Raw genomic sequence first — 20260 nt, 5'->3', positions numbered from 1 at the left:
GCAACGTCAAAGGCACCGGCAAATACAACGACTGGGACGTCCAAGCGGTCTACCGCGCCGTCGGATACCTCTCCAAAAACATCGCCCAACTCCCCTTCGACGACCAAGCCGGCACCATCCCCAACGAGGCAGGCCGCGTCCTCGACACTGTCAACGGTCATTCCGCAGGCTCCACTCCTGCAAATTCGCACACCGCGGTACCCGCGACCTACGTCACCGGCTGGATCAAACGCGGACCCGTCGGCCTCATCGGCCACACCAAAGGCGACGCCAACGAAACCGTCGCCAACCTCCTCGAAGACGCACCGAACTTCACCGCCGCACCAGAACCCACCGAACAGGCCGTCACCGACTTCCTCGAGAGCAAGAAAGTCCCCTTCACCACCTGGGACGGCTGGTACCGCCTCGACGCCCACGAACGCAGCCTCGGCGAAACCGAAGGCCGCGAACGCGTCAAGGTCGTCGAACGTGACCAGATGGTGGCGGCGTCGAAAGAATAGCAAAATGCTGCGCTGACCTGTTCGACGAACAGTACGAATCCGACACCGACCATGAAGATTATTCCTGCGTATGATTAGTACCGTATTTGATACAGTCGAGTGCATAAATGGCCACAGGCCTAAGGCTCGACGGGGAAGGAGCGTTGTCATGATTTACCAGTCCCCTTTCCCCATAATGACTTTCGGCTGCAAAACACCGGGTCGATCTGCTGACCCAGTTGGCTTTTACCGCGATATTTCGTCAGCATGCTTATCGAATTTCCAAGGAGGCAGTACATGACGAGCACAACCGTCATCTCGACCGTCGTGACCGATCGCGCGTTTCTCGAGTGCCCTCGCTGGCACGACGGACGGATCTGGGTATCGGATCTTTATGCGCACGAGGTACTTTCGATCGGCGATGCCGGCGATGTGCGGGTGGAGGCGACCACGGAGGGCCAGCCCTCGGGACTGGGGTGGTTGCCCGACGGCCGACTGCTGATCGTGTCGATGGTCGACGGCCTGGTTCTTCGCCGGGAAGCCGACGGCACCTTGATCACCCATGCCGACGTGTCACACCTGGCCACGGGCAAGCTCAACGACATGACCGTCGACGACCGAGGTCACGCCTACATCAGTACTTTCGGGTTCGACTTCCGAAGTCGGTCCTACGTCGAATCCGCCGTCCTGATCCATGTGGCGCCGAACGGTGACGCCGACGTCGCGGCGGGAGAGCTGTTGTTCCCCAACGGTTCGGTCATCACACAGGACCGTTCGTTGGTTATCGCGGAGTCCATGGGCAACCGAATGACCGCCTTCGACATCGCCGACGACGGTGCGTTGAGCAACCGTCGAACGTGGGCCTCGTTCGGACCCGAGGTTCCCCGCACCACGGTCAAGGACGCGATGGGCGCAGCACAGGTAGCCCCGGACGGTATCGGTCTCGACTCCGAAGGTGCAATCTGGGTCGCCGACGCACTGCACCAGCGACTGATCCGGGTCGTCGAGGGCGGGAAGATCATCGACGAAAAGGTCTTTCCGACAGGGGTTTTCGCCTGCATGCTCGGAGGCCAGGACGGTCGAACTCTCTTCGCTTGTGCTGCCCCGTCATCGTCGGAGCATGCACGGCGAGACACTCGCGATGCAAGCCTGCTATCGGTGCGCGTCGATATTCCGGCATAACCCGGACCACGAAGAAGGGGCCCCATTGGGGCCCCTTCTTCGTTTGCAGAGCTAGTTCGCGAACTGAATCAGCTTCGTCTCGAGGAAGGTACTGAGGCCCTCCACATTGCCTTCACGGCCGAGCCCGGATTGCTTGTAACCGCCGAATGGTTGGGTGACGCACATATCCCAGCTGTTCACCGAGATCTGACCCGTGCGAATGCGTCGCGCGATGGTCTCGGCCAACGCGGAGTCCTCAGCGTAGACGGCTCCGGACAGGCCGTAGTCGGAGTCGTTGGCAATCGCGACGGCCTCGTCGATGTCGTCGAACGGGATGACCACGACGACGGGTCCGAAGATTTCTTCCTGGGCGATCCGCATGTCATTGGTGACATCGGCGAACAGCGTCGGTTCGACGTACCAGCCCTTGTCGAGACCGGCCGGGCGTCCACCACCGGTGACCAACCGGGCACCTTCAGCTTTTCCTATCTCGATGTAGTCGAGAACCCTGGTGCGCTGCCGCTCCGCGGCGAGTGGTCCGATGACGGTGCCCTCCTCGCGCGGATCGCCGACGGGCACCGACTCGAAGATGGTCTTGATGGTCTCGACCACTTCGTCCTGTCGGTGGCGCGGAACGACAATGCGGGTGATCGCGGCACACACCTGACCGCTGTGCCCGATGCCCGCGAATGCCAATGCCGGAAACACTTTGTCCAGGTCGATGTCGTCGGCGATGATGCCGGCAGACTTTCCGCCCAGTTCGAGAGTGACGCGCGCGATTCGCTCGCCACAGATGCTCATAATTCGGCGGCCTGCCAGAGTGGATCCAGTGAAGGAGACCTTGTCGACGTCCTTGTGACGCACCAGGTATTCACCGGTCTCACGCCCACCGGGTAGCAAGCTGATGACGCCTTCCGGCAGACCTGCTGCCTCCAAGGCCTCAGCGAGGATCATGGTGCTGACGGGGCCTTCCGGTGCCGGCTTGAGAACGACGGTGCAACCTGCAGCGAGTGCGGGTGCGATCTTCAGCGAGGCGGTGGCGACCGGCCCGTTCCACGGGATGATCGTCGCGACGACGCCTACCGGCTCACGTACCAGCTTTCCGTGTCCTTCGGCCCATGTGCGCTCTTCTTCGAACTCGAAGCGCTCGTGCAGCGTCGACGCATCTCCCCACATCTTGAGTGCATTGTTGTGGAACGCGACGCTTGCTCCCGCCGGGGCACCGATCTCTGCTGTGAATGCCGCTGCCATGGCGTCGAACCGCTTTTCCACCTCTTCCTGAATGCGAATCAGGTACGGAGCTCGTTCGGCTGCCGTCATCCGAGGCCAGGGGCCCTCGTCGAATGCCTTGCGAGCGGCAGCAACTGCTTTGTCGATGTCCGCCGGCTGAGCCTCGGGGACGGTTGCGAGAAGCTCTTCGGTAATCGGCGAGACCACGTCGATCATCTTGTCGGAGGACGGCTGCACCCACTTCCCGCCGATGAACAATTTGTCGTAGCTCTTCAGTGTCGTCTGGTTGGGAACTGTAGCGGTCATCGGTACATCTCCTGGTGATAGGGGTTCGAGCTAGGTGAGCGATCGATCGATGTCGCGAAGGCTTCCTGGGTCGGGCCGGGCGCCCGCAGCGATCGCGGCACGGGCCGCGATCATGAGCCTGGGTGAATCGATACTGAGATGAGCTGTGAGCGTGCCGTTGTCATCGATCCACGCGACGGCCCACTTGCTGTCGGGACCGCTGCGTACGACGACTGTGTCCGACGCCTCGTGGTGGCCCACGTATTGGATTTTGTGGCCGAACTGATCACTCCAGAAATACGGGATTGGATCGTGGATCATGCTGTCACCGAGTAATGTTCGTGCTATCGCATCGGGACCTGTTCTGGCTTCGTCCCAATGTTCGACGTGTAGCTTCTTCTTCGACCGTGGAGACCACCGCACTGCAACGTCGCCGACTGCGTACACATGCGGATCGGACGTGCGGAGGTACTCGTCGACAACGATGCCGCGATCGATCTCGAGTCCCGATCCGGAAAGCCAGTCGGTGTCCGGTCGGACACCGACTCCCGCGACGACGACGTCGGCCGCAATCTCCTCGCCGTTGTCGAGGGTGACTCCGCTGTCGGTCACTTCGTGGACGCCGACACCGAGGCGAAGATCCACCGACGTCCACCACTCGACGAATCTCTTGCCGATCTCTTCCCCCAGAGCGTTGCTCAGCGGCGCTGGTCCGAATTCGATGCACGTCACCTGCGCTCCGGCGGCAAGAGCTGCCGTCGCAACTTCGGCTCCGATCCAACTGGCCCCGACAAGAACGACTTTCGCGTCTGCACGTAGGTGCTCACGGAGGGCACGGGCGTCCTCGACCGTCCGTACTGCAAGCTGCCGTGCCGAACCCGGAAGCATGATGGGTACCGAACCGGTAGCTATGATCAGCGCGTCGTAATCGACCGGACCTGCAGCTGTACGAACCTTTTTGGCCTTCGCGTCCAAACCGAGTGCAGGACTGCCGATTCGAACGTCGACCTTCAAAGCTTCGTAGTCGGTTCGCAATTGCGTGTCGACGTCGGCTTTCAGCGCTCCCTTGGTCAGCGGCGGCCGGTCGTACGGCAGATGATCCTCTGCGGCCAGCAGCACGATTTCTCCGACGAAGCCATGGGCACGCAAGGATTCACATGCTCGTGCGCCGGAAAGTCCGCCGCCGACTATGACAATTCTGTTCATCAGTACATGGGTGTCGCGGGTGCGGTGGACGCGGCAAGCGCCTCGCCGTCGGCGAGAATGCGCTTTCCTGGGGTGAAGTGCGCAGGAATGCGCTGCCAACCCATGTTGGTGCCCTGGTGTGGGTAACGCTCGAGTTTGTCGCGTTCGATCGTGTAGTCGGGCATGCGTTCGAGAATTTGCGTGAGTAGGGTCTTCGCCATCAGTCGGCCGAGGTGAGAACCCGAGCATCGATGCATTCCGATGCCGAACGCGGTGTGCCGATTGGGCCACCGGTCGATATCGATCTCGTCCGGATTTTCGAAGAGTGCTTCGTCACGATTGGCGGAAGCCCACGACAGCAGGACGCGATCTCCCTTCTGCATCGGGCATCCCTTGAACTCCACATCCTCGGTGACGGTCCGCGCAAGCGCCTGCGTCGGCGAGAAGTATCGGAGGAATTCCTCCACGGCGTGGTCCATCAACGATGGGTCGTCGATGAGACGTTGCCGCACATCGGTGTGATCAGCGAGCCACACGAGGGTTTGACTGACGAGCGATGCCGTCGTGCCGGTACCACCTGCGACGAGAAGCTCGACCATAGCGAACACCTCGAAATCATCGAGGACTCTACCGTCGACCTCTTGCTGGACCAGGTAGCTGATGACGTCGTCGGCCGGGTTCACCCGGCGATCGGAGATGACCGAACGCATCTTTTCCGACAGGTACGGAAAGTCCACCTTCATGGCGTGTTCGTAGTGCGGCGACCCCGGCACGCCTGCGAGCGCCTCGTGGTGCGCTGCGGCATAGGTCTTCCAGTCCTCGATCCCAAGGCCGAGCCAGTCGACCGTGACGATGGCCGGCACACCGATGACGGAGGTGAAGTCGCATTCCCCCGCTTCGATGACGCTGTCGATGAACGCGGTGGTGTGGTGCTCGACCAAGTCCTTCATCTTCTCGACCGCAGCGGGCGAGGTGATCGGATTGACGATTTTTCGATATTTCCGAAATTCTGGAGGATCGAGCTCGATCGGAATATGAAAGTGCATCGGCGTCTTGGGAATGACGACCGCCAGTCCCTCACCGCCGTATTCGTTGCGTGCCGACGAGAAGGTGTCGTCGTCACGCGAGGCGTCGAACACCGCTTCGTAGTCCGACAGGACCCAGTAACCCCCGTGCGCCTCCGACCAACCGCGCTTCTCTGCGTTTCTGAGCTTCCGGTAGGACCCGACGGGGTCAGCCGAGTGATCCTGTGAGTTGTGGTCGAAGTGAATGACCGGGCAACGGCCGCTTTCCGTCATGTGTGTCCTCCTGCAAGCGAATCTGGTGCAACCATTACGAACGTTGCGCTGATAATGGTTATACTAGATTACGATGTTGTCAACATCACAATGCCGACATCGTATAGTCGCGCTCACTGGAGTGGCTATAAACAAAGAGCGTCCCGCGTCGCTCAGAAGGAGGAGTCGTGAACGTATCGGTAGACGAGCATCAGTGCCAGGGCCATGGCCTGTGCCACATGACATCACCGCAGGTCTTCGCCCTACGCGACGAGGACGGGCATGCTTATGTACTGCCCGAAGGGCAGGAGCCGGCGCACAAGGCCGAGGCACAGGCCGGCGCAGACAGCTGCCCGGAACGGGCGATCAGCGTCGAATAGTGCAAGTCCGCAGGTGAGTTGACATCCGTCCCCAAGAACGCATCTCAACTCGCCTGCGCTGAGCGCCTAGAGGGCCCGATCCCACTGGATGACGGAGGTCATGACGTCGGGGAACTTCCGCTCGGCGTAGCGGACGTACTCGTTGATATGCGCCGCCATCCGCTCCTGCGAGAGCTCGGGGTCATGCACCAGAAGAGAGTCGTAGATCGATTGATGAGCTTTCAGGATCGCTGCGCGACGCGGCGCCGGGTAGTCGATGCCGATAATCGTGCCGTCCATGATTCCCAGCAGCGAGTCGACGAGGTAGCCGAACAGTGGATTACCCGAGGACCAGGCAATGATGTCGTGGAACTGCTTGTTCGCTTCGAGGAAGATGTACTGGTCGTCGAGCGAATCGCGCATCGCTTCGATGGTGCCGTTGAGTTGGACGAGGGACTCGTCGGAGATTCGCTGAGCAGCAAGCCTGCTGATCATCGGTTCCATCGCTACGCGTGCTTCCGCGATCGCCTTGAAGGGGGCGTTCTTGAGCTGCATCAGCAGGATGACAGTGCTGGCCAGGTGGGAAGAATCAGGATCGAGAAGGACGGGTCCGCCTTTGGGGCCCGGCTTGAGTGCGATGACGCCTTGAAATTCGAGCAGACGGAGCGCTTCTCTCAGGGTGCCGCGCCCGATTTGGTACTTCTCGAGCATCGCCTTTTCCGGAGGGAGAAGGTTTCCGATGGTGAGGCCTTGCCGCAAGGTGTCGCGGATGATCTGCTGCGCGATCACCATCGCAGCTTTCGGTGCGCGATTGGCCACGGTCATGAATAGGTCCTCCCAGCTTCTCGCAGACGAGAAAAAGTCCGCGAACGCCCCGAATATCAAGGCGATTGATTATAACAATAGAGCCTGAACTGCCCCAGGCCCTCGACAAGCGAAGTATCCCCGTACCGAAGGACAGGAAACACATGCCCGACGTAATCATCGAAAGTACACCGGCCACGTTGTGGATCCGGCTCAACAGGCCCGAACGACGCAATGCGTTCGACCCGGAGATGTCCGCGGCGATCGCGGACGCACTCGACGACGCCTCGGGCTACCGCTCGGTGGTCATCACCGGATCGGGGGGCAGTTTCTGCGCGGGCGGATCCTTGGCCAAGCTCAGCGAACCGACCCAGAAAGAGATGCGTCGGCTCTATCGAGGCTCTCTCCGGCTGTTCGACGCCATCCGCAACTGCCCGAGGCCGGTCATCGCAGCCGTCAACGGCGCGGCGGCCGGCGGCGGCAACGAACTTGTCGTCGCCTGCGACCTCGCTGTCGCCGCCCGCTCGGCGACGTTCGGACAGACAGGCCCTCGCGTCGGGAGTGCCCCGGTCACCGGGGCTACGAACGTAATGGGAGTTCAGATCGGCGAGAAGCGCGCCAAGGAGATGGCAATGCTGTGCCGGCGGTATTCGGCCGAGCAGGCGCTCGATCTGGGTTTGATCAACGAGGTCGTCGACGACGACAAGCTCGAGGACACGGTTCGGTCGTGGTGCGATGAGATCTCAGCGCTGAGCCCCCGCTATCTGGAAATCACCAAGACAAGTTCGAATCTGTGGTGGAACGCGGCCCGTGACTCGTTCTCGTCGGGCTTGGGAATGCTCAACCAGGCGGTGGGCAGCCCGGACATGATCGAGGGCGCGACGGCCTTCCTCGAAAAGAGGAAGGCCGTCTTCCCCGATCCTCAGTGAGCTACTTCTCGCTCAGCAGGACTTCCTCGGTGCCGTTCCATTGCACGAGCGCGCCTTTGACTCGCATGTCATTGCCTTCGAAGGTGACGTCACCTTCCGCACCGGTGAAGCCCTCGGTTACAACCTGTTGCAGACCGTTCTGAATGTCCTCACGTGACGCCCCACCGGAGTAGTCGATGGCATGGGCGATCATCCATGCAGCGTCGTAACCTTCCGCGGCGTAGTTGTTCGGATTCTCACCGTTGAACTTCGCGCGGTAGGCCTCCACGAATTCCTGCGTTGCGGGGTTCGTACCGTGGTAGGTGAAATCGGTGGGCCATGTCATACCGGCCCCCGCCGGACCTGCGGGGGTGAGGTTTCCGGCACCGGAGCCGGTGTGCGTCACGAGAGTTCCATCGAAGCCGGCCTGACGGAGTTGCGATACCGCAGTGGCATTCTGAGCCCCGTTCATCATGATCGCGATTCCATCAGGGTTGTCGGCAAGGAGCTTCGCGATCGGTGCCGTGAAGTCCTGCGTCGTGTTCTGCACTGCGGACGTCGAGCTGACCGTGTAGCCGAATTTCTCTGCCATTCCGGGGATGGTCTGCTCGGCCAGCTGACTCAAGGTGGGGTTCGCACTGTTGTAGAGAACCCCGAGAGTCTTCACCCCCTCGCCTTGGACATATTCCCCAGCCAGGTCGTAGTAGGTGGCCATGGGAGCTGTTGCACGGTAGGTATATTCACCCACGAGTGTGCCGTCACTACCGGATTGAGTGAAGACGATCGGCACCTTGGCTGCTTGCGCAAGCGGCGCCACAGCGACAGTCTGAGCGCTCGTCACGGTGCCCAGAATCGCCGCCACGTCGGGGTTGGCCGTCGCCTCGGTGACCATGCTCGCCGCCGTCTGAGCTTCTCCTTCGGTGTCGCGACTCTCGAGGACTATCTTCGATTCACCAAGGTAGTTCTGCTCGTTGATCTCGGAGATCGCGAGTTCGATCCCTTTGAGCTGATTCGTCCCTGCAAACGAGACGGCACCGGTCTTGTCGGTGACCGAGAACAACGATATTTCTGCGGGCATCTCACCGGACGCGGTAGCACCACCACCGCTCCCCCCACTACAACTCGCCACCGCCAGAGCAACACCCGCAGCGAGTGCCGGAACCACGAACCTGTTCATCAATACTCCCATTTCATATTAATCATGCGCATATACTTGGCACTGCATATCCTGAAGCCTCGGCACGCGTCCTGTCTCGTGAACGTATGAAAAAGGAAGGGAATATATGCCTGCCCTCGACATCGAAGAACGCCTCGACCGAATTGAATCGCGTTCTGCCATAACAGAGCTCCCGATCCTGTACTGCCTGGTCATGGACGAACGACACGTGGAGGGAATCCGTTCACTCTTCACCGAGGATGCGACGATGCGATCAGCGGACGGCATGTTCTCGGCCCACGGCGTCGACGAGATCGTCGAGGTATTCGAGAGCAGATTCGACGCCCTCGGACCGACCAATCACGTGGCCCATGGCCATATCGTGAGATTCGACGAAGATCCACACCGCGCGTTCGGAATCGCCTTCGGCCACGCAGAACTCGTCCGCAACGGGGTGCCCATGGTGACCGCGCTGCGTTATCGAGACACTTACCGGCGCATCGGCGGCATCTGGAAGATCCACGACCGGCTGATGTCCTATATGTATTACTTGCCGATCTCGGAGTACCAGCAGGGACTGGGTGATCCGAAGAGCATGCGCGCGTACGGCGATCATCGGCCCGCGGACTGGCCGGATGCCCTGCATTCCGGTGACCGCGCATGGCTTCAGAAGTTCTTACTCTGAGGCTTCACGCCGTCACGGGGCTGCTCCACCGACCGTGGCCTAGTACTGCAACGACCGAACACAACAGGACGAATACCGCTCCCGCAACGGCCATGCCGACTGCGCTCCCCCACGCAGTCGACACCGCACCGGTCGTCAGCGCCAGCACGGCGGTAAGTCCGTAGCTGAACGATGCGAATCGTGATGCGATGCGGCCCTGCTCCACGGCAGACGCCCCGCGGGTGAGAATTCGGAGCCCGCAGGCATAAGCGAAGCCCTGCCCGAACCCCCAGCAAACACAGCCGGCGAGGACAAGAACGAGATTCGATAGCGCAACTCCCTTTGCGCACAACACCGCTCCGGCTGCAATCAGACCCAGCGACTGGACCGGGCGCAGAGCGACCCCCAGTGCGGTGAACACGAACGGTGAGGTCCACGCAACGAACAGGAGAACGACCGGTGCGAGTGCCCCGACGATCAGCGAAGTACTCCCCGTCTGCTCGCGCACCGCAGTAGGCAGAATGCCGACAGCGATGCCGCCGATAGCCCAGCCCGCGAGGCCGATACCGTAGCCAGCCGCGCGAGCCCGACCGGACAGATCGAGGTGAACACTGGGTACGTGAGAGAGGACCGGTTCGACCAGCGCCTCGCGAAGAATGACGCGCGTGGAGTACAGAGAGAAGACAAGAAGGACGATGACCGCAACGAGCAAGGCCATGTGAACGAAGTACACAGTGGTCGTCGGGCCGGGGAGATACTCTGCCACAACAGCTCCCAGGATCAGACCGACGAACGAACCGAAGATCGCGCCCGATGCCGCGATGGTCCGGCCCTTCTCGCCGCGTGCGGTGACCGCCAAGGTCGCGGTCGCACCCGTCGCGACGCCGACACACGTACCGGTGAGAAGTCTTCCCACGAACAGGAATCCCACGTTGTCGCCGCCGGCGATCAACGCCAGGTCCGCCAGCAACCCTCCCAGCAGCGACGCCGGAAGCAATGCCCAAGCGAAACGAGTGAGCCTGGTACGGGCCATGACGGTGAACGTCAGAACCAAGGCGACGAGGTAGGCCGCGAACAATGCCGACACCGTGAAGGTAGTCAGAGACATAAGATCGGCGTACATCGGCAGCAGTGAACCGGGCACATTCGATCCGACGACAAGCGCGGCAAACGCAGCCGACGCCGTGGCACCGAGCAAGCGCCGACGACCGAGCCCAGACCGATTTTCTACCGCCGTCGTCACCGACTGTCGAGCGAGACGAGTGCCGCGCGCAGAACATCGGGAATCGACGCTTTGAGTCCGTCCGGACCACGCACGGCGTATTTGATCTTCCCGTACGCGACGCGTTCTTCACCTCGTGTGAAAGCAAATCCGATGATGTACGAAGAGGTGCCGATGTGATTCAACTCCATCCCGCACGTGACCTCGTCGAACACTCGGCACATCGCGAGGTAGCTGCATTCGGAACCGAATCCGACGGTGCCGACGCCGATGGTGTCCATCATGGTGTGGCTGTCGAGGCCGTGGGAGTGCAGCCACACGCTGTAGGTGCGTTCCATCCACGGATAGTTCATCGCGAAGTAGGAGATTCCGATCGCATCGCAGTCTCCGTAGGCGAGTGTGAACGTTTGACTGGTGGGATGACCGACCATTGCAGCACCTCTTTCGTTGCTCGATTTCTACCATCTCACTCTTTACACTAATCATTATCATGGATAGGGTGACTGCTGTCACATCAATTTATGCGCATCATTCCAACCTCGCACGTGGACAGCGCCGTTCGTCGTATCGAAGGAGTAGAAGTGAAAACTATCGGAGCCTTGATCTGGGAACCCGGCACACGCTCGGGCTGGAGTGTCGAAGAAATCGAGATCGATCCGCCCAAGAGCAGAGAGGTTCGAATCAAGCTCGCTGCATCGGGCATCTGCCACAGCGACGATCACGTGGACACCGGTGATATCCCGCTGGATTGGGCCCCCATCATCGGCGGACACGAGGGCGCAGGCGTCATCGAGGAACTCGGTCCGGATGTCACCGGATTCGACATCGGCGACCACGTAGTCCTCTCCTTCCTCCCATCGTGCGGACACTGTGCGATGTGCACGATCGGCAGGTCCAACATGTGCGAAATGGGCGCCGGAGTGCTGGCCGGGTTCGCACCCGACGGCACCCACCGCGTACATGCTCGCGGCCAGGGAGTCGGTCCGTTCTCGTTCCTCGGGACGTTCTCGCCCTACGTCGTCGTCAATATCGACTCATGCGTCAAGATCGGCAAGGACATCCCGCTGGACAAGGCAGCGCTGATCGGTTGTGGCGTGCCGACCGGCTGGGGGTCCTCGGTCTATGCAGCCGAGGTGACACTCGGCGACCTCGTCGTGGTCATCGGCACCGGCGGTGTCGGCATGAATGCCGTCCAGGGCGCCCGACACAAGGGCGCAAAGTACATCGTCGCTGTGGACCCGGTCGAGTACAAGCGCGATCAGGCCAAGCTGTTCGGTGCGACCCATACCGTCGAAAACCTGGAGCAGGCAAAAGAACTCGTCGATTCTCTGTCGAACGGTCAGGGGGCAGACAAGGTGCTCATCACCGTCGACATCGCATACGGCCACCTGCTCAACCCAGCTCAGGAGATGACGCGGCGCGGTGGCACGTTGGTGTTGACCTCGGCCGCCCCCGTCACACAGCGGGACGTACCGTTCGACCTCTTCACTTTCGCCATGTCCGGCAAGCGGCTGCAGGGAACCCTGTACGGCACCACCACCGCCCGCCGCGACATACCGCTCATCGCCGACATGTATCGGCGCGGCGAGTTCATGCTCGACGAGCTGATCACCAAGACCTACAAGCTCGAGCAGATCAACGAGGCAATTCAGGACATGCGCGACGGTAAGAACATTCGCGGCGTCATCGTGTACGACGACTAGGAGAGCAGCATGAGTATCAACGACATCATCACCGCCACGCACACCTATGCCCTCGGCCTGGACAAGTTCGACCCGAAGTTGGCGCTGAGCGCGTTCGCGTCGGATGCCGTCTGGGACGCGACCCCCGTCGGGCTCGCTCGATACGAGGGTCACGAGGCTATCGGAGATTTCTTCGAACGTGACGCGGCACAGGTGCAGGACCAGTTTCACATCATCACCAACCATCTCGTGCACTTCGATTCCGAGTCCACTGCGCACGGAACCAATTACGTGTTCTCCGAGGGCCACACCAAAGGCGGTGCTGCGTTCAAGGCAATTGCATTGAACGAAGACACCTACGTTCGTACCGACGACGGCTGGAAAATCTCTTCCCGAGTTATTTCACCACTGACGCCGCCGCAGATGGACGGCTTCGAGGCCTGATGACAAGCAAACGTACGTGCGTGTGTGCCAGTATCCGGTACACACGCACGTACGTTTTTTGCTGGAACGGAACACCATGGACCCGCTGGACACCCTGATCGCCAAGGATGCGATCCGCGAGCTCGCCGGCGCCTATTCGATGGCCGTCGACGATCACGACATCGAGTCGGTGCTCGAGATGTACACGCCCGATGCATCGTTCACCGTCGCGGGAAAGACCCTCACGGGCCGTGACGAACTGCGCGCGTTCTACGTCGACAGTATGGATCGCTACACCACGATGCTGCACACTCCCGAGATTCACCTGATCACCGTCGACGATCCCCGGCACGCGACGGGACGCATGACCGGACACGCCGAGCTGGCTGTTCGCGACACGCTGATGATGAGCGCTTTTCGCTATACAGACCGCTACACGATGACCGATCGTTGGCGCTTCCAGCACCGCACGGTGACATTCATGTATGCCGTGCCGTTCGAAGCCATGAGCGCGAGCTTTCGCACCGACCAGCGCATCCGCTGGCCCCAGACCAGGTATGCCGGCGCAGATTATCCGGAATCCGCGCCGACCTGGTCCACCTACCGAGACTGACCGCCGAACCCACCTCGCCCGTCACCGGGCATCTTGGTCGAATCATGGCTCACCGCAACGCGAACGGCCTCTACTTCGATGACGACGCGGTTCGGACTGTTCAGAAGTGCCGCAAACGAGTCCGGGTCTCCGGGTGCGAGGTGACGCGCGAATTCCGGGTAGAACCAGGACTTCACCGCCTCCTCGGTATGGACAGTGGCGGTGCCGCGGATGGACAGCATCTGCCGTCCGGGGAGCGGGGTGCCTGCGTTGGAGATCACCAAGCTCACCCGCGGGTCACGGACCGCTCCCCGTACATGGGCTCGCCCGGCTGCCGCAGTCACCCAGAAACGATCGCGGGTGAACAGATAGCTCATGACGACGCCCGCCGGCCATCCTGCCTCGGTGGTGAACGCGAAGGTGCACTCGGTCTGCGTCGCAATCAATGTCGAGCGGCCCTCGGCCGTCGCGCGGACCGACTCGAGATTCTCGTTGTCGTCGATCCCGACCCGATTCACGGGCGCGATGCGTACGGTACGTAGGCGCTCGTGGCGGCAGGTAGTTCCATTATTCTGTCCACGAGAATACGTTTGTGGACCAGCTTCATGGAGCCGTCCACGTCTGCCATGGAGTCTGCGTACCTACCGAAGATGCGGGACGTACTGTCAGCGCTGAACAAGGTGGCTTCGAAGTAGGCGTCGACGCGCACTCCATTGCTATCTTCCTGCGATGCCAACACGTTGGTCACGATGTGACGTGAGACCTCGACGTCGGACGCTGCAAACGCCCGGTAGATGTCGAGAAACGGTTCCATTCCGTGCTTGGTTTCCCCAGCCTGGGTGACGACGACGTCCTCGACCGCGAGACTTCGCAAAGTGTCGAGATCTCCGGCATCGGCCGCCAACGCGTAGGCGTACAGCGCCGCCTGCGCGCGGTAGGCGAGATCATGGGTCACGAGGGCACTGGTCATGATGGTTCCTTTCATTTGACGTAGGCGCCCGCATCGACGGGCAGGGTGACTCCGGTGATGTAGCGGCCCTCGTCACTCGAGAGGTACAGCACTGCGTTGCTGATGTCGACAGACTCGATCCACGGCACCGGAAGTACGTTGAGCGAGGCGAACCCGGCCATTGCCTTCTCCTGCGTCGGCTCCGGATCACCCGGCGCGAACATGGAATAGGTGCCGGGGTTCTGGATCATGATGGTGTCGACGTTGGTCGGGTGAACGGTGTTGACGCGAATCTTGTACTGGCCCAGCTCGTTCGCCATTGTGCGCATGAGGCCGACAATGCCGTGTTTGGCGGCCACATAATGGCCGACCTGCTGAATGCCCTTGAGTCCACCGATCGAGCTGGTGAACACGATGGACCCACCGCGGCATGCTTCGATCAACGCCGGAATAGCCACCTTCGCGGTGTGGAAGACGCCGGTGAGGTTGACGTCGATCATGTCCTTCCACTGCTCGCTCGTCAGTTCCCAGGAGCGCCCGTACGTGGCGATTCCGGCGTTCGCGACGACGATGTCGACGCGGCCGAGCTCAGCGACACCCTCGTCGAACACGGACTGCAACTGATCGAGGTCGCGCACGTCCGCACGGCGAGCGAAGATCCGACGATCGAGGGCTTCGACCTGCTTCACGGTCTCCGCCAGCTCGTCCTCGGTGCCGAGAGGATAGAACGGGGTGACCGTGTCGATGTTCTCGCAGATGTCGACGGCGATGATGTCCGCCCCCTCCTGCGCCAATCTGATTGCATGGCTGCGTCCCTGGCCGCGAGCGGCTCCAGTGATGAAGGCAACTTTTCCTTCGAGGCGACCTGTCATGTTCACTCCTTCTCAACGAGTACGGTTCCGACGCCTGCGAGAACTTCGCTTGCGCCGATCACGGTCAATGCCAGCGTGCATTCGACTTCGAATGCACTCGGCGTGTCGTTCACTTTCGTCACTGTCCCCGTCGCTTCGAGTCGATCACCTTCGAAGACGTTTCCGAGGAAGCGGAAGCGGTAGTGCGTTATTCGATCGACGCCGCCGGCCCACGCCCCCAGCATCGACAGCACATAGGCCATGTTCGACGGCCCCTGGTTGACGGTCTTGTCCCCCATGCCGAGTGCGGCGACCGCAGTACGGTCGAAGTGAATCGGATTGGGATCACGCATCAACGCCGAGAGCAGTTTCATCTTCTCCGGATCGACATGATCGATGATGCGCGACGGAAGCACCTGTCCTACTTCGATGCTCATGCGGCCTGCTCTCGACGCGGGAACACGATCGAGTTGGTGGTGGACGCCACGAGCTTTTCTGCGGAATCGTGAATATCCAACCGATATCCGACGATGTCGAACACCCCCGTCTTCTTTCCTGTCTTACGGGCGGCGGAGACGATCTCACCGGTCACCGCGTAGGTGGTGCCGGTCTGCAATGGGACGCGGACGACGGTGTCGGTCTCCCCGAACATCGGGCCGTCAGCGTCGGTCGCGGCGAACACAGCAAACAGCTCGTCCCACGTCCACCCCATCGACCCGGTGGCGACCAGGAATACGAAGGTCGGGTGAGATGCACCGTCCTGGGGCGAGCACTCCATCGCGTCGAGAACTAGGCTGACCCACCATTTTTCCAGCGTTCGGATACCTCCCGGCATGCGCGTTCCCACCAGCGCATGCAGTTCTTCCTCGGTCATACAGTTCTACCTGCGGCTTCCCAGTAGGGCGTCCGCAGATCACGTTTCATGATCTTGCCCGTGGGCGCCTTGGGCAGTGCTGTGACGAAATCGACCGATCGTGGCTTCTGGTACGACGCAAGGTTCTTCTTCGCGACGTCGATGATCTCCTGCTCGGTGGCTTCCGTTCCGGGTTTCAGTACGACGACGGCTTTCACGGCCTCGCCCCATTCGTCGTCAGGGATGCCGATGACGGCGCATTCCAACACCGCTGGGTGCGCGCCGATGGCTTCCTCGACCTGAACGCTGAAGATGTTCTCGCCACCGGAGATGATCATGTCCTTCGCGCGGTCGACGATGTAGACGTAGCGATCCTCGTCCCAGGTTGCGATGTCACCGGTCCACATCCAGCCGTCGCGAAGAGTGTCCTTGGTCAGTTCTGGCCTGTTGAGGTAGCCGATCATGTTCGCCTCGGAACGCACGACGATTTCGCCAGGAGTCTTCCCGTCCCGCGGAACTTCTTCGCCGAACGCGTCGACGATCCGGATGGTGGTGACGAACCCCTCGCGGCCACAGGATTTCAACCGCTGTACATTTTTTCCTTTGACCGCGTCGAGGTGATCCTCCTGCGACAAGAACGACATCGTCGTCCCCTCCGTCTGGCCGTATCCCTGAATGAGCGTGCACGGGAACGATTCCAAGGCCGCCCGAACGATGGTCGACGGCATCGGCCCGCCTCCGTACTGGATGTTGCGAAGGCTCGCGAGATCGTACGAGGCAAAGTCGGGAACTGCCATCATCCAGTTGAGCATCGTCGTGATGCCCAGGAATGCGGATACCTTTTCGGCTTCGATGATCTCCAAGGCTTGCTTCGCCTCGAAGTTCACCAACACGACTGGACACCCATGCTTCATGTAGTTCATCGAGAGGACTACGGGAATGTGGTACATCTGCCCGGTCAGCATGTAGACGTCGTTGGGGACTATGCGTTCGGCCACCGTCTGATTGAGCATGCCATTGGCGGCGCTGGTGTGGGTGTGGACGGCGCCCTTGGATTCACCGGTGGTACCTCCGGTGTACAGGATGAAGAACGGGTCGTCTCCGCCGATCGACGGTGTCCAGATCGGCTCGGAAGCACTCGATCGGGCCAACAGTTCGTCGTAGCTGCCGTCGGAATCGGCACCGAATTCGAGCCAGTGATCCACATCCACCGAACGCTGCAGTTCCTGCTTCGTCTCCGACCATTCGGAGGCTGTGATGATCACCTTCGGGGATGCGTCCGCTATGAGACCGATGAGCGCTTTGATGCCGAGCCGCCAGTTGAGCGGCTGGAGAACAAGACCGGCTCTACCTGCCGCGAAGTACAGTTCCTGGAACTCGACGCTGTTTCGAGTAAGTACGGCGATGCGGTCGCCCTTGTCGAGCCCCAAACCACGCAGGCCGTTCGCGAGCCGACGGACCCGTTCGTCGAGCTCGTAGAACGTGACGCGCCGGTCGTTCGGTACGTCGAACACTGCCTGCCGGTTGGGGGTCAGCGCGGCCCACTTCGCGGGTATCAATCCTTGATTAAGCATGAGAGTGCCCCTCGGCTCAGTACGGAAGGTCGAGGGCGATGTGCCGCTTGGAGATCAACCAGGTTCCGTCGACCTCGGTGAACTCGTCCTCGTACTTCCCGCTGGACAGCACGGTCAATTTGCCGTCTTCGACAGAGAGGATGACCAGGTACGCAATCACTTTCGCGTGGGTTGCATCGATGTCGTCGATCAAGATGTTGGTGGTCAGGTGCCGACGCTGGTCCGACTGCGAATGTGCGGAACCGTTCATCAATTCCATGATGGCGTCGATGCCGTCGAACGGGCCGATCAGATCGCCGTCGGCGATTTTCATGGTGAGGACAGCGTCCTCGGTGAACGACGCGACGATCATCTCCGGATGATGGTCGTCGTATCCGAGGCCGTAGCGGCTGAGGGTGTTCTCGATTCCGGGGCGTGACGACATGAAGTTCTCCTCGAGGCAGTCGTGATGGTAATCACATCAAGGACAATCATAATCATGAATCATGTTGCGTCAAGGGCAATTTCGACGCGAACCAATGTCGTGCGGCCACGACTGATCCCGCCCGGTGTCACGCTTTCCCGGGCGGGATCGAGTCGAGCAAGTACTACAGAGTTCCGTCCTTGACGAGTTGCTTGGCGAGCGAATCGAGAATGACCTCGGTGGAACCTTCGTAGATTCGCATCGGTCGCGCCTCTCGGTACAGCCGTTCGATGACACTTCCGCGCGTGATCCCGTACCGACCCATGACCTGTACCGCGCGGTCGACGACGCGTCCCGCAACTTCCGTCGCTGCAACCTTTGCCATCGAAGACAGATGCAGGTTGGCCCGCGCATCTCGCGCCGACGCTGCCGCCGCTCGATAGGTCAACGATCGAGCCATCTCGATATCGGTCCAACACATAGCCAGATGCTCGGGCACCGACCCGAGTCGCGACAGCGGGACGCCGAACTGCTCTCGGTTCTGCGCGTGATGCACAGCCTCTTTCAGTGCAGCCTCGGCGAGCCCCACCGCTGCGCCCGCTACCGATACCCGGAATGTGGCGAGAGTTGCCAAAACCAGCGAGAATCCCTTGCCAGGCTGACCGATTCGGTGGTCCAACGGAACCCGGACATCCTTCAGAATCACATCACTGAGCACATGGGGGGCAATGATCTGGTGCGGTCGTTCCGTCGTGACGCCCGGCGTATCCGCAGGTATCAACACCAGCGAGTAGCCGTCACCCTCACGGCCGAGAATGCTGTAGAAGTCTGCGTCTCCACCATTGGTGATGAACGACTTGTGACCGTTGATCACCAATTGTCCGTCGATCTCCTCGATGGACGTCGTCAGCGCCTTCAGATCCGAGCCGACATCGGGTTCGGTGAGACCGAGAGCGGCGATGGCGTCGAGATTCGCCACTCGCGGCAGCCAGTACTCCTGCATCGCGGGACTTCCACCCACTGCGAGAGAGTAACCTCCGATACCCTGCATGGCGAACAACGAATCGAGATGTCCGCATTCGGCTGCGAGTCGCTCACGCACGACGGTGACAGCGAGGGAATCCACCTTCTCGAATCTGCCCCCGAACTGCGACGGGACCGCCACACCGGCGAGACCCGACGCCTGCAGACGCTTGCGCACGTCGACGTCGATACCGCTCGATTCATCGGCCCGTTCGGCAATGTCGCGTACCGATTCTGCAAGCGCACGTGCCTCACTCTGCAGTTCTACATATCTAGCGGGGAGCTCGAAGAGTCCCTGTTCCGATTCCGGCACCATGTCTCCATTCCTCAATCTATGATTACCATACTAAGGAATTATTGATCGCGGTGCAGATCCAGGAGAAAACGATGAGCCAGTTCGACGCCCCCCGTCAGTTCGACCTCAGTGGTCGCGTAGCGCTGATCACGGGAGGAAGCCGTGGCCTCGGGAAGGCCATGGCTTTCGGTCTCGCCCAAGCGGGCGCAGATGTGATCATCGCAAGTCGCGACTTCGAGTCCTGCCGAGCCACGGCAACCGAGATCGAGGCCGCGACCGGCCGTCGGGCACTACCCATCGCCGCGCACGTCGGAAAGTGGGATGCCCTCGACGCACTGGTAGACGCCTCCTACGACCACTTCGGCAAGGTCGACATACTGATCAACAACGCCGGAATGTCACCGCTGTACGACTCCGTGGACACCATCTCCGAGGCACTGTTCGACAAGGTATTGGGAGTGAACCTGAAAGGGCCGTTCCGCCTCGCCGCACTGATCGGCACCCGGATGGCCCAGGGCGACGGTGGCTCGATCATCAATATCTCCAGCGCTGCGTCGACCAAGCCACGCCCGGACGTGCTGCCCTACGCCGCCGCGAAAGCCGGACTCAACGCCATCACCGTGGGACTGGCCAAGGCATTCGGTCCGACGGTTCGCACCAACGCAATCATGGCGGGCACGTTCCTGACCGACGTCTCCAATGCATGGGACATGGACGCCTTCGGTAAGCGTGCCGAGACTTTCGCCGCCAAGCGTGGAGGCGACCCCAACGAGATCGTGGGGGCTGCGTTGTATCTCGCAAGCGACGCATCGAGCTACACCACCGGATCCATCATCACCGTCGACGGCGGGATGTAGGCCCGGACCAATTCGCTTTACGAGAGTG

23 protein-coding genes and 1 pseudogene are annotated in these 20260 nt (G+C 61.0%); 9 read left to right on the top strand and 15 right to left on the bottom strand.

The window, feature by feature from the left end; genetic code table 11:
* Positions 1-500 (top strand): annotated as a pseudogene (locus tag O1W68_RS09040) (pyridine nucleotide-disulfide oxidoreductase); the annotation flags it as partial.
* 276 nt (positions 501-776) lie between these two features.
* Positions 777-1661: an SMP-30/gluconolactonase/LRE family protein gene (locus tag O1W68_RS09035; protein WP_269302788.1), complete on the top strand. Its 885-nt coding sequence runs from the start codon at positions 777-779 to the stop codon at positions 1659-1661.
* Between the two features lie 51 nt (positions 1662-1712).
* Here the strand turns inward: O1W68_RS09035 and O1W68_RS09030 are convergent, their stop codons facing one another.
* Genes O1W68_RS09030 through O1W68_RS09020 form a run of 3 tightly spaced genes read right to left on the bottom strand, consistent with a single transcriptional unit; the run spans position 1713 to position 5638 of the window.
* Positions 1713-3176: an aldehyde dehydrogenase gene (locus tag O1W68_RS09030; RefSeq protein ID WP_269302785.1), complete on the bottom strand. Its 1464-nt coding sequence runs from the start codon at positions 3174-3176 to the stop codon at positions 1713-1715.
* A 30-nt stretch (positions 3177-3206) separates the two neighbouring features.
* Entirely contained in the window at positions 3207-4361 is a 1155-nt protein-coding gene (locus tag O1W68_RS09025) for an NAD(P)/FAD-dependent oxidoreductase (protein WP_269302783.1), read from the bottom strand.
* A complete protein-coding gene (locus tag O1W68_RS09020; protein WP_269302782.1) occupies positions 4361-5638 on the bottom strand; it encodes a cytochrome P450 in 1278 nt (425 codons plus the stop codon). The genes O1W68_RS09025 and O1W68_RS09020 overlap by 1 nt, the downstream gene beginning before the upstream one ends.
* A gap of 167 nt (positions 5639-5805) precedes the next feature.
* Between O1W68_RS09020 and O1W68_RS09015 the strand changes: the two genes are divergently transcribed.
* Entirely contained in the window at positions 5806-5997 is a 192-nt protein-coding gene (locus O1W68_RS09015; RefSeq protein WP_269302780.1) for a ferredoxin, read from the top strand.
* A 66-nt stretch (positions 5998-6063) separates the two neighbouring features.
* Here O1W68_RS09015 and O1W68_RS09010 read toward each other — a convergent pair whose 3' ends face one another.
* Positions 6064-6801: a FadR/GntR family transcriptional regulator gene (locus O1W68_RS09010; RefSeq protein ID WP_269302779.1), complete on the bottom strand. Its 738-nt coding sequence runs from the start codon at positions 6799-6801 to the stop codon at positions 6064-6066.
* A gap of 143 nt (positions 6802-6944) precedes the next feature.
* On the opposite strand from O1W68_RS09010, the gene O1W68_RS09005 reads away from it, so the two are divergent.
* Complete coding sequence (locus tag O1W68_RS09005) at positions 6945-7709, top strand: enoyl-CoA hydratase/isomerase family protein (protein WP_269302776.1); 765 nt, start codon at positions 6945-6947, stop codon at positions 7707-7709.
* Position 7710: 1 nt separating this feature from the next.
* Here O1W68_RS09005 and O1W68_RS09000 read toward each other — a convergent pair whose 3' ends face one another.
* Positions 7711-8865, bottom strand: a complete 1155-nt coding sequence (locus tag O1W68_RS09000) for an ABC transporter substrate-binding protein (RefSeq protein WP_269302774.1) — start codon at positions 8863-8865, stop codon at positions 7711-7713.
* Between the two features lie 106 nt (positions 8866-8971).
* Here O1W68_RS09000 and O1W68_RS08995 point away from each other — a divergent pair, with 106 nt between their 5' ends.
* The gene (locus tag O1W68_RS08995) at positions 8972-9529 is read left to right on the top strand and encodes a nuclear transport factor 2 family protein (RefSeq protein ID WP_269302772.1); all 558 of its coding nucleotides are present in this window, start codon (positions 8972-8974) and stop codon (positions 9527-9529) included.
* A gap of 4 nt (positions 9530-9533) precedes the next feature.
* Here O1W68_RS08995 and O1W68_RS08990 read toward each other — a convergent pair whose 3' ends face one another.
* A complete protein-coding gene (locus O1W68_RS08990) occupies positions 9534-10751 on the bottom strand; it encodes an MFS transporter (protein ID WP_269302770.1) in 1218 nt (405 codons plus the stop codon).
* Positions 10748-11161, bottom strand: a complete 414-nt coding sequence (locus tag O1W68_RS08985; protein ID WP_269302769.1) for an acyl-CoA thioesterase — start codon at positions 11159-11161, stop codon at positions 10748-10750. Before O1W68_RS08985 ends, O1W68_RS08990 begins: the two co-directional genes overlap by 4 nt.
* A 150-nt stretch (positions 11162-11311) precedes the next feature.
* On the opposite strand from O1W68_RS08985, the gene O1W68_RS08980 reads away from it, so the two are divergent.
* From O1W68_RS08980 to O1W68_RS08970, 3 genes are all read left to right on the top strand, one after another.
* Positions 11312-12433 carry an NDMA-dependent alcohol dehydrogenase gene (locus tag O1W68_RS08980; protein WP_269302767.1) on the top strand — a complete coding sequence of 374 codons (1122 nt, stop codon included), beginning with the start codon at positions 11312-11314 and terminating at the stop codon, positions 12431-12433.
* Between the two features lie 9 nt (positions 12434-12442).
* The gene (locus O1W68_RS08975; RefSeq protein ID WP_269302765.1) at positions 12443-12856 is read left to right on the top strand and encodes a nuclear transport factor 2 family protein; all 414 of its coding nucleotides are present in this window, start codon (positions 12443-12445) and stop codon (positions 12854-12856) included.
* 76 nt (positions 12857-12932) lie between these two features.
* On the top strand, positions 12933-13448 hold the full coding sequence (locus tag O1W68_RS08970) for a nuclear transport factor 2 family protein (protein WP_269302763.1): 516 nt from the start codon (positions 12933-12935) through the stop codon (positions 13446-13448).
* Here O1W68_RS08970 and O1W68_RS08965 read toward each other — a convergent pair.
* From O1W68_RS08965 to O1W68_RS08930, 8 genes are all read right to left on the bottom strand, one after another.
* Complete coding sequence (locus O1W68_RS08965) at positions 13436-13945, bottom strand: pyridoxamine 5'-phosphate oxidase family protein (RefSeq protein ID WP_269302761.1); 510 nt, start codon at positions 13943-13945, stop codon at positions 13436-13438. The genes O1W68_RS08970 and O1W68_RS08965 overlap by 13 nt on opposite strands.
* On the bottom strand, positions 13942-14397 hold the full coding sequence (locus O1W68_RS08960) for a nuclear transport factor 2 family protein (RefSeq protein ID WP_269302759.1): 456 nt from the start codon (positions 14395-14397) through the stop codon (positions 13942-13944). The genes O1W68_RS08965 and O1W68_RS08960 overlap by 4 nt, the downstream gene beginning before the upstream one ends.
* An 11-nt stretch (positions 14398-14408) precedes the next feature.
* Positions 14409-15248: a mycofactocin-coupled SDR family oxidoreductase gene (locus O1W68_RS08955; protein ID WP_269302758.1), complete on the bottom strand. Its 840-nt coding sequence runs from the start codon at positions 15246-15248 to the stop codon at positions 14409-14411.
* A 2-nt stretch (positions 15249-15250) separates the two neighbouring features.
* Positions 15251-15664, bottom strand: coding sequence for a MaoC family dehydratase (locus tag O1W68_RS08950; RefSeq protein ID WP_269302756.1), 414 nt, complete (start codon positions 15662-15664; stop codon positions 15251-15253).
* Positions 15661-16101 carry a hypothetical protein gene (locus O1W68_RS08945; protein WP_269302754.1) on the bottom strand — a complete coding sequence of 147 codons (441 nt, stop codon included), beginning with the start codon at positions 16099-16101 and terminating at the stop codon, positions 15661-15663. The genes O1W68_RS08950 and O1W68_RS08945 overlap by 4 nt, the downstream gene beginning before the upstream one ends.
* Positions 16098-17654, bottom strand: coding sequence for a class I adenylate-forming enzyme family protein (locus O1W68_RS08940; RefSeq protein WP_269302753.1), 1557 nt, complete (start codon positions 17652-17654; stop codon positions 16098-16100). The genes O1W68_RS08945 and O1W68_RS08940 overlap by 4 nt, the downstream gene beginning before the upstream one ends.
* Positions 17655-17670: 16 nt before the next feature.
* Complete coding sequence (locus tag O1W68_RS08935; protein WP_269302751.1) at positions 17671-18078, bottom strand: nuclear transport factor 2 family protein; 408 nt, start codon at positions 18076-18078, stop codon at positions 17671-17673.
* 163 nt (positions 18079-18241) lie between these two features.
* Positions 18242-19396 carry an acyl-CoA dehydrogenase family protein gene (locus tag O1W68_RS08930; protein WP_442972303.1) on the bottom strand — a complete coding sequence of 385 codons (1155 nt, stop codon included), beginning with the start codon at positions 19394-19396 and terminating at the stop codon, positions 18242-18244.
* A gap of 71 nt (positions 19397-19467) precedes the next feature.
* Here O1W68_RS08930 and O1W68_RS08925 point away from each other — a divergent pair, with 71 nt between their 5' ends.
* On the top strand, positions 19468-20232 hold the full coding sequence (locus O1W68_RS08925; RefSeq protein WP_269302749.1) for an SDR family NAD(P)-dependent oxidoreductase: 765 nt from the start codon (positions 19468-19470) through the stop codon (positions 20230-20232).
* The last annotated feature ends 28 nt before the right edge of the window (positions 20233-20260 follow it).

The sequence above is a fragment of the Rhodococcus sp. H36-A4 genome, assembly GCF_027158005.1.
Classification (GTDB): domain Bacteria; phylum Actinomycetota; class Actinomycetes; order Mycobacteriales; family Mycobacteriaceae; genus Rhodococcoides.
The sequence above is the reverse complement of the archived record's forward strand: the minus strand, read 5'-3'. Positions and strand labels throughout refer to the sequence as shown.

Coding starts and splice junctions, on each gene's coding strand:
- O1W68_RS09035 (WP_269302788.1), top strand. CDS start 777: ATGACGAGCACAACCGTCATCTCGACCGTCGTGACCGATCGCGCGTTT.
- O1W68_RS09030 (WP_269302785.1), bottom strand. CDS start 3,176: ATGACCGCTACAGTTCCCAACCAGACGACACTGAAGAGCTACGACAAA.
- O1W68_RS09025 (WP_269302783.1), bottom strand. CDS start 4,361: ATGAACAGAATTGTCATAGTCGGCGGCGGACTTTCCGGCGCACGAGCA.
- O1W68_RS09020 (WP_269302782.1), bottom strand. CDS start 5,638: ATGACGGAAAGCGGCCGTTGCCCGGTCATTCACTTCGACCACAACTCA.
- O1W68_RS09010 (WP_269302779.1), bottom strand. CDS start 6,801: ATGACCGTGGCCAATCGCGCACCGAAAGCTGCGATGGTGATCGCGCAG.
- O1W68_RS09005 (WP_269302776.1), top strand. CDS start 6,945: ATGCCCGACGTAATCATCGAAAGTACACCGGCCACGTTGTGGATCCGG.
- O1W68_RS09000 (WP_269302774.1), bottom strand. CDS start 8,865: ATGAACAGGTTCGTGGTTCCGGCACTCGCTGCGGGTGTTGCTCTGGCG.
- O1W68_RS08995 (WP_269302772.1), top strand. CDS start 8,972: ATGCCTGCCCTCGACATCGAAGAACGCCTCGACCGAATTGAATCGCGT.
- O1W68_RS08985 (WP_269302769.1), bottom strand. CDS start 11,161: ATGGTCGGTCATCCCACCAGTCAAACGTTCACACTCGCCTACGGAGAC.
- O1W68_RS08975 (WP_269302765.1), top strand. CDS start 12,443: ATGAGTATCAACGACATCATCACCGCCACGCACACCTATGCCCTCGGC.
- O1W68_RS08970 (WP_269302763.1), top strand. CDS start 12,933: ATGGACCCGCTGGACACCCTGATCGCCAAGGATGCGATCCGCGAGCTC.
- O1W68_RS08960 (WP_269302759.1), bottom strand. CDS start 14,397: ATGACCAGTGCCCTCGTGACCCATGATCTCGCCTACCGCGCGCAGGCG.
- O1W68_RS08955 (WP_269302758.1), bottom strand. CDS start 15,248: ATGACAGGTCGCCTCGAAGGAAAAGTTGCCTTCATCACTGGAGCCGCT.
- O1W68_RS08950 (WP_269302756.1), bottom strand. CDS start 15,664: ATGAGCATCGAAGTAGGACAGGTGCTTCCGTCGCGCATCATCGATCAT.
- O1W68_RS08945 (WP_269302754.1), bottom strand. CDS start 16,101: ATGACCGAGGAAGAACTGCATGCGCTGGTGGGAACGCGCATGCCGGGA.
- O1W68_RS08940 (WP_269302753.1), bottom strand. CDS start 17,654: ATGCTTAATCAAGGATTGATACCCGCGAAGTGGGCCGCGCTGACCCCC.
- O1W68_RS08935 (WP_269302751.1), bottom strand. CDS start 18,078: ATGTCGTCACGCCCCGGAATCGAGAACACCCTCAGCCGCTACGGCCTC.
- O1W68_RS08930 (WP_442972303.1), bottom strand. CDS start 19,396: ATGGTGCCGGAATCGGAACAGGGACTCTTCGAGCTCCCCGCTAGATAT.
- O1W68_RS08925 (WP_269302749.1), top strand. CDS start 19,468: ATGAGCCAGTTCGACGCCCCCCGTCAGTTCGACCTCAGTGGTCGCGTA.